Consider the following 6,546-nt stretch of genomic DNA (forward strand, 5'->3'; position numbering starts at 1 on the left):
ATATTTCTTTTTCCTTCAGTCATTTGAATACCTTTTCTTTTTTTCTTTTCCATAAAAAATAGCCTCCTATGATATTAATTTTATCATAGAAAGCTATTAAAAGTTAGTATTATTTAATTTACAGAATTTTTTTCACAGGCTCATTTTTTATTTAAAATAAAAAGAGCTGAGCAAATTAATGATTAAAAATCATCAATTTGCAACAGTCCCATTTTAAAAAAAGTTTATTTTATTATTAATTTTTCTATATCAACAGGTTTCTCTTGAAGTCCGTTAGCTATTAAAAACTCTTGAGTAGCTTTTAAATCTTTAATATCATTTTCTGTTATTTCAGTATTGAAATCATAAAGAGGGAACATTGTTCTAACCTCTTCAGGAGTATTTTGAACTTCTGTTGCAACTTTATCAACAATAGATTCAAAATCATTATTTATAATATTTAGAATACTGTTATTAACTTCATTGAATTTTTCAACAGCCTTAGGATATTTTTCTAAAAAATCTCCTCTTACTGCAGTAACAACTAATCCTTGTACAAGTCCCTCTCCAGTAGTGATAACTTTTGCTCCAGATTTTATAGTGTTAAGAGCAACAGGTCCAGCTAAAAGAGCAATATCAGCACTACCATTTAAAAGAGCTGACATAGCTCCAGGAAGTCCCATATTTATAAGTTCTACATCATCAGGATTAACATTTTCAGTATTTAGATAAGTAACTAAAAGTTGATGAAGTATAGTTCCTTTTGGTCCAACTACTTTTTTTCCTATAAAATCTTTAGGTGATTTTATATTTTCGTCCTTAGTTAAAATCATAAAAACTTTAGGAGCTCTAGTATAAACACCAGTTAATTTTAAATTTACTCCATTAGAAGCTCCAATTAAAGCAGATGGAGCACTTAAAGCATAAAGAAAATCCATTTGTCCAGAAGCTAGAGCTTGAATTTGTTCAGGTCCAGTAGTAAGTTCATAAAAGTTTACCTTTGTTCCCTCTTTAGCAAACTCATTCTCAAATATCTTATCATTTCTTCCTAAAATAGAAGGAATGTTAAGAGGTGCTTTAACATATGTCATATTTAGTTCCTTTGGAAAATCTTCAGCCTTTTCCTTAGAACAACCAGTAAATACACCAAGTGCAACTAATAAAACAGCAAAAATTTTTTTCATAATAATTTTGTAAGAAAATAAAATTTTCTCACTAACCTCCTTTTATTTAATTATATTATTTTAATAACTCTTTTATTTCTTTTTTTAATTCTAAAAATTCCAATTTATCAATATCCTTTGGTTGAGGATTTTTTATATTAAAAGTCTTAAAATTTCCATTGGATATAACTATAATATCATTGGCTATGGTTATAGCCTCATCAATATCGTGGGTCACAAAAATAATTCCTTTTTTTGTATTTTTAAAAATTTCTATTAAAGTTTGTTGTAAATTTTTTCTAGTAAAATAATCTAAGGCTGAAAAAGGCTCGTCCATCAATAAAATATCTGGATTATATGCAAGAGCTCTAGCTATGGCAACTCTATTGCTCATTCCTCCTGAAAGAGCATTTGGAAAAAGTTTTTTACAATCTTTTAAAGAGACCAAATCTAAAAATCTATCAATATCAGAAGTTGATATTTTATTTTTAGTATCGTGAATTTTAATATTGTCTTCAACAGATAACCAAGGCATTAGACGGCTCTCTTGAAAAACAAATCCTATTTTATAATCTTTATTTTTTTTATCATCTAGATACTCAACTGTTCCAGATGAAATTTTTTCTAAACCAGCTATAATTCTTAAAAGAGTTGTTTTACCACAACCACTTTTTCCTAAGATAACAGTTATCTTATCTGCTGAAATTTCTAAATTAATATCTCTAAAAAGGGTATTATTTTTATTATCATTTATAAAAGTTTTTTCAAGATTTTTAATAATAAATTTACTCAAAACAATCTACCCCTCTTCTTTTTAAAAATTTATTTATTACTTTTTCAACAATAAAATCACTTATAGATCCAAAGATCCCAATGGATAAGATCCCAATGACAACTATATCGATCCTTGATAAAATCTGTCCATCAAGGATAAGGTAACCAAGCCCAGAAGATGCAGCTATCATTTCAGCTCCTATAATAGCTCTCCAAGAATATCCAATAGCTAATTTTATTCCAAGTAGAATATCTGGGATAGCATTTGGAATTATAATTTTTTTAAATATCTCCCATTTATTCAGTCCAAAAACCTGTCCAACTTCAATAAGTTTTTTATCACAGGAATTTATTCCTTTGAAAGTATTTAGAAATAATGGGAAAAAAGAGGCTAAAATTATAATTATAATCTTAGAAGTTTCTCCAATACCAAACCACAAAATTATCAAAGGCATAAGTGAAAGAGGTGGTGTATGTCTTAAAAATTCTAAAACACCTTTAAAATATATAAAAAATTTAGGAAATAATCCAAAAATTATAGCTAGAGGTACAGAAAAAGAAAGAGCTATAAAAAATCCTGAAAATATCCTAATAAAACTGATAAAAAAATGGTGGAAAAGTTTTCCATTTTTAAGAAGTATAATAAAAGTATCTAAAACCTTTGTAGGTGGTGGAATTAAAAAAGGATTCCAAAGTTTGAAATAAGAGCCTACAAACCAAATAAATATAATTATAAAAAATAATATAAATTTTTTAAAAATATTTTTATTAACCATCATTTTGCCTTTCTAAATTATTTTATTATTTAATTTTAACATAGTAAAAATATAAAATCAAGATAGTAAATTGTAATTTTTACAAATTAGTAAGGAATTGAAAAAATAATTAAAAAATGTTATTATATAATAGAAGAAAACTAAGAAAGAATATGGAGGATACAATGAAGATAAAAAGATTTAATACTGGTGGATTTATGACACATTCATATTTAGCTTGGGAAGATGATGGAACAGCTTATTTATTTGATTGTGAGGGGGAAAGAATAGATAAAATAATAGATTTTATTGATGAAAATAAATTGGATTTAAAATATATAATTTTAACTCACGGGCATTCAGATCATATCTGTGGATTAAATAGAGTAAAAAGCAGTTATCCAGATGCAAAAGTTCTTATAGGAGATGAGGACGCTGAATGTTTAGTTGATCCTAATCAAAGCCATTCCAACTATATTTTTGGGATAGATTTTGTATATAATGGGCCATTTAAAAGAATAAAAGGTGGAGATGTAATAGGAAAATTTAGAGTTATAGACACTCCAGGACATACAGTAGGTTCAAAATGTTTCTTTGATGAAGAGGATAAAATTTTAATATCTGGAGATACAATGTTTAGAAGAAGTTTTGGAAGATATGATTTTCCAGGAAGTAGTGGAGAACAACTTTTTAATAGTTTAAGAAGATTGTGCAAACTACCAAACGAAACAGTTGTATATAGTGGACACACTGAAAGTACAACAATAGGAGAGGAAAAGATATTTTTATCTTCTCTAGGAATACTATAATTTTAGGAGGAAGAAATGAAAAAAATATATGACTTAGTAGTTGTTGGGGGAGGACCTGCTGGTTTAACATCAGCAATATATGCTGGAAGAAGTAATCTTTCTGTATTAGTTATAGAGAAAGAAGGAGTGGGAAGTCTTGCTATGGCTCACTCAATAGAAAATTATCCAGGATTTCCAGAAGATGTAAGTGGAAAAGAGATACTTGCCCAAATGAGAAAACAAGCTGAGAAGTTTGGAGTAGAATTTTTAAATGGGACTTTTTTAGGAATAGATATATATTCAGATCCTAAAATAGTAAAAACAGATAAGGAAAACTTTGAGGCAAGAACAATAGTTTTGGCTCTTGGAGCTGGAAAAAATGCTGGAAAGAAATTACCTGGAGAAAAAGAATTTTTAGGTGCGGGAGTTTCTTACTGTGCAACTTGTGATGGAGCATTTACAAGAAATATGACAGTTTCACTATTTGGTCAAGGGGAAGAGGTAGCTGAAGAGGCTCTATTCCTAACAAGATTTTCAAAAGAGATAAATATCTTTGTAAAAGATAATGAATTTAAATGTAGTGAAGAATCTTTAAAACTTTTACAAGAAAATGAAAAGGTAAAAATTTATTTAAATGCTGAAGTAAAAGAATTAAAAGGAAATGAATATCTTGAAAATGCCATTGTAACAATAGATGGTGAAGATAAAGAGTTTCCAACTCAATACGCTTTCCTTTATCTAGGAACTAAAAACTTAACTGAACTTATAGGGGAGTTTGTAGCTTTAGATAAGACTGGATTTGCAGAAACAGATGATACAATGAAAACTAAAGTTGATGGAATATTTGTAGCTGGAGATATGGTAGCTAAAAAAGTAAGACAGGTTACAACTGCTGTTAATGATGGAACAATTGCTGGAATGGAAGTTATAAAATATATATTAAAAAATAAAAAGAAATAAAAGATAAAAATAAAATTTTTAAATCTTAGAAATGTAAAGGTTTCTAAGATTTTTTTATTTCTAGATTTTAAAAAGAAATAGTGATATAATAACTCTGTTATATATTTAAGGGGTAAAGGGAGAAAGAATGAAAAATAGGCGTTTTATTATAGCATTGGTTTTTATGACTATTATTGGTGGAATATATTTTTATAAAAATAAGGAAAAAAGAAAATTAAAAAAGAGTTTAATCTATAATAAAATAATTGAATTTAAAGAAAATGAAAATTTAGAAAAAATAATAAATCTTTCTGAATTTCAAGAAAACTCAAAAGAATATTATTTATTAAAAGGGATAGAAGAATATTATCTAAATAATTTAGATGAGGCCTATGAATTTTTATTAAAAGCACAAGAAAATAATAAAGGAAATGATGTAGTTTTTGATGTATATTTAAACTTTTTCTTAAATAATTGTGAAAATGTTTTAAAAGAGGGTGGGAGCATAGAAAGAGCTAAGTATATTATGAAAAACATTGGCAAGATATCAGAGCTAAAAAATAATACTGGATTTATCTGGAAGGTACTAGTTGTTATAATATCAGATGAAGAGTCTAGAAATATATCTATTGAAATTCTTGAAGAGTATATGAAAGAGGTAAAAAATTTAGAATTAATCACACAGATAAAGTTAAAAGGATTTATTGGTGTTTTAAAGATGTTAAATGAAAACTATGTTGAAAGTATACATCTTTTTTATGAAATAATTTTAGATGCTGATAAAATAAAAGATACAGAACAAAGAAATAGATTAAAAATGAAAGCCTATGAATATATTGGAAATATGAGTTTTCTTTTGGAAAATTATGAAGATGCCATTGATCAATATAATATGGTTATATCAATATTTTTAAAAGATAATGAAGAAAATGCTATAACAAAATATGGTTCCTATATAAATAGAACTGCTGCCTATATAGAAATTAAAGATTATGAATCAGCGAGAAAAAGTTCTTATGAAACAAAAGAGGTACTTACTTTTATTCCAAAAGATATACTAGGAGATGTTGAGTTACTTTTCTATAATAATTTGGCAAGAATTGAGATTTATCAAGGAAATATAGAAAAAGCAAAAGAATATTTAGAAAAATGTAAAGTTCTGTTAAAGAGCAATAGAAATAGTGGGTTTTTGAATGTTGATATGCATATAAATTTTTCCTATGCAGAACTTTATTTAAAAGATGGAAAAGAGAAAAAGGCATTAGAATTATTAAATGAACTTTTGATAACCAATGATGAAAATGAATCGGGATTTGAAGAGGCTATTTATTTATTACAAATGGAAATTTATAAAAAGAATAATAAGATAGAAAAGTTTTTTGAGGTTTATGATAAATATGATGAATCTAATAAAAGAGAAAATTTGATGCTAAAGAAAAATTATTTAAAATTTGTTAAAAGTTCTTTTGAGGAAAAGAAATTAAAAGAAAAGGAGAAGGAAACAGCTTTAAAAATAAAGTTATTGGTAGGTATTTTATTCGCTATCTTGTTTGGAGCAGTTTCTCAAATTTTAAAAATTATAAAATTAAAAGAAAATAATCTAACAGATCAATTAACAGAAGTTTATAATAGAAAATACTTAGATGAAGTTTATAAAAGTTTAGAAAAAAATAAAATTTTTAATATGGGAATTTTAATGATTGATATAGATTTCTTTAAAAAATATAATGATAATTATGGACATATAAAGGGAGATATTGTTATAAAAACAGTAGCTGAGATTTTGAAAAGTTCGATTGGGAAAAAAGATTCTGTTATTAGATATGGTGGAGAAGAGTTTTTAATTATTTTAAGAAAGTCTGATAAGGAATATCTAGAAGATATTTATAAAAAAATATATTTTAAATTAGAAGAGGAAAAGATAATACATGAAAAATCTCTTGTGTCAGATCATATAACGTTAAGTGTTGGTGGAACTCAAGGAGTAGTAAATGATAAAAATACTTTTTTATCACTGATTAAAAAAGCAGATGAAGCTCTGTATAAAGCAAAAGAAGAGGGAAGAAATAGAATAGTAGTTTTATAAAATTTAATAATATTTAATATAGAGAAAGTTGTAATTAATTTTAATTAGTTACAACTTTTTTT

6 protein-coding genes are annotated in these 6,546 nt (G+C 26.1%); 3 read left to right on the top strand and 3 right to left on the bottom strand.

From position 1 onward, the window contains the following. Positions 1-224: 224 nt before the first annotated feature. From Q1J48_RS01365 to Q1J48_RS01375, 3 genes are read right to left on the bottom strand one after another with little or no spacing between them, the layout of a single operon-like run. Complete coding sequence (locus Q1J48_RS01365) at positions 225-1,163, bottom strand: NrtA/SsuA/CpmA family ABC transporter substrate-binding protein (protein WP_300327873.1); 939 nt, start codon at positions 1,161-1,163, stop codon at positions 225-227. Positions 1,164-1,218: 55 nt separating this feature from the next. Continuing rightward, complete coding sequence (locus Q1J48_RS01370; protein ID WP_300360674.1) at positions 1,219-1,935, bottom strand: ABC transporter ATP-binding protein; 717 nt, start codon at positions 1,933-1,935, stop codon at positions 1,219-1,221. Continuing rightward, positions 1,928-2,695: an ABC transporter permease gene (locus tag Q1J48_RS01375; RefSeq protein ID WP_300360675.1), complete on the bottom strand. Its 768-nt coding sequence runs from the start codon at positions 2,693-2,695 to the stop codon at positions 1,928-1,930. The genes Q1J48_RS01370 and Q1J48_RS01375 overlap by 8 nt, the downstream gene beginning before the upstream one ends. A 161-nt stretch (positions 2,696-2,856) precedes the next feature. Between Q1J48_RS01375 and Q1J48_RS01380 the strand changes: the two genes are divergently transcribed. From Q1J48_RS01380 to Q1J48_RS01390, 3 genes are all read left to right on the top strand, one after another. Further along, the gene (locus Q1J48_RS01380) at positions 2,857-3,480 is read left to right on the top strand and encodes an MBL fold metallo-hydrolase (protein WP_300360677.1); all 624 of its coding nucleotides are present in this window, start codon (positions 2,857-2,859) and stop codon (positions 3,478-3,480) included. A 15-nt stretch (positions 3,481-3,495) separates the two neighbouring features. Further along, the gene (locus Q1J48_RS01385; RefSeq protein WP_300360678.1) at positions 3,496-4,419 is read left to right on the top strand and encodes an NAD(P)/FAD-dependent oxidoreductase; all 924 of its coding nucleotides are present in this window, start codon (positions 3,496-3,498) and stop codon (positions 4,417-4,419) included. 127 nt (positions 4,420-4,546) lie between these two features. Continuing rightward, on the top strand, positions 4,547-6,484 hold the full coding sequence (locus tag Q1J48_RS01390; RefSeq protein ID WP_300327883.1) for a diguanylate cyclase: 1,938 nt from the start codon (positions 4,547-4,549) through the stop codon (positions 6,482-6,484). Positions 6,485-6,546: the final 62 nt, after the last annotated feature.

Source organism: Fusobacterium sp., from assembly GCF_029258315.1.
Taxonomy (GTDB): Bacteria; Fusobacteriota; Fusobacteriia; order Fusobacteriales; family Fusobacteriaceae; genus Fusobacterium_B.

Bases quoted from the DNA above. Each gene is read 5' to 3' on its own strand.
- Q1J48_RS01365 (WP_300327873.1), bottom strand. From the start codon at position 1,163: ATGAAAAAAATTTTTGCTGTTTTATTAGTTGCACTTGGTGTATTTACT.
- Q1J48_RS01375 (WP_300360675.1), bottom strand. From the start codon at position 2,695: ATGATGGTTAATAAAAATATTTTTAAAAAATTTATATTATTTTTTATA.
- Q1J48_RS01380 (WP_300360677.1), top strand. From the start codon at position 2,857: ATGAAGATAAAAAGATTTAATACTGGTGGATTTATGACACATTCATAT.
- Q1J48_RS01385 (WP_300360678.1), top strand. From the start codon at position 3,496: ATGAAAAAAATATATGACTTAGTAGTTGTTGGGGGAGGACCTGCTGGT.
- Q1J48_RS01390 (WP_300327883.1), top strand. From the start codon at position 4,547: ATGAAAAATAGGCGTTTTATTATAGCATTGGTTTTTATGACTATTATT.